Annotated in this window: 1 protein-coding gene; it reads right to left on the bottom strand. The window is 56.9% G+C overall.

All coding sequences use genetic code 11. From position 1 onward, the window contains the following. Nucleotides 1-6: 6 nt before the first annotated feature. Nucleotides 7-1,182: an elongation factor Tu gene (tuf, locus tag BG455_RS12215; RefSeq protein WP_071470290.1), complete on the bottom strand. Its 1,176-nt coding sequence runs from the start codon at nt 1,180-1,182 to the stop codon at nt 7-9. Nucleotides 1,183-1,185: the final 3 nt, after the last annotated feature.

The following is a 1,185-nucleotide window of genomic DNA, read 5'->3' as shown; positions in this document are numbered from 1 at the left end:
GCTTGATTACTCGATGATTTTCGACACAACACCAGCGCCGACAGTGCGGCCACCTTCGCGGATCGCGAAGCGCAGCTTCTCTTCCATGGCGATGGGGGCGATCAGCTCAACCGTGAATTTCAGGTTGTCGCCGGGCATTACCATTTCTGTGCCTGCGGGCAGTTCTACTGTGCCGGTCACATCTGTTGTGCGGAAGTAGAACTGTGGGCGGTAGTTGGCAAAGAAAGGTGTGTGACGCCCGCCTTCTTCCTTGGTCAGGATATAGGCTTCGGCTTCGAACTTGGTGTGGGGCTGAACCGATTTCGGCTTGCACAGAACCTGACCACGCTCCACATCTTCACGGCCAATACCCCGCAGCAATGCACCGATATTGTCGCCAGCTTCACCGCGATCCAGCAGTTTGCGGAACATTTCCACGCCTGTGCAGGTGGTGGTCTTTGTGTCGCGGATGCCGACGATTTCGATCGAATCGCCCACATTGATCACGCCACGTTCCACACGGCCGGTCACAACAGTGCCGCGACCCGAGATCGAGAACACATCTTCGATCGGCATCAGGAACGGCTGGTCCACAGCGCGCTCTGGTGTCGGGATGTAGCTGTCAACGGCTTCCATCAGCGCTTTGATCGAGTTCTCGCCGATTTCAGGATCACGGCCTTCCATCGCGGCCAGAGCCGAGCCTTTGACGATAGGAATATCATCGCCGGGGTAGTCGTAAGAGGTCAGCAGCTCGCGGATTTCCATTTCCACCAGTTCCAGCAGTTCCTCGTCATCGACCTGATCGACCTTGTTCATGTAGACAACCATGAACGGAATGCCGACCTGACGGCCCAGCAGGATGTGCTCGCGCGTCTGGGGCATGGGGCCGTCGGCTGCGTTCACAACCAGAATGGCACCGTCCATCTGTGCCGCACCTGTGATCATGTTTTTCACATAATCGGCGTGGCCGGGGCAATCGACATGCGCATAGTGGCGCGCTTCGGTTTCATATTCGACATGCGCGGTCGAAATGGTGATGCCGCGGGCTTTTTCTTCGGGCGCGCCGTCGATCTGGTCATAGGCGCGGAATTCGCCGAAATACTTGGTGATCGCAGCGGTCAGCGTGGTTTTGCCGTGGTCAACGTGACCAATCGTCCCGATGTTCACATGCGGTTTATTGCGTTCAAACTTTTGCTTTGCCATGGT

Origin of the sequence: Roseinatronobacter thiooxidans, from assembly GCF_001870675.1 — a bacterium.
In the GTDB taxonomy this organism is placed as follows: Bacteria; Pseudomonadota; Alphaproteobacteria; order Rhodobacterales; family Rhodobacteraceae; genus Roseinatronobacter; species Roseinatronobacter thiooxidans.
Note: the sequence above shows the minus strand (reverse complement) of the source record. Positions and strands in the feature narration are given on the sequence as shown.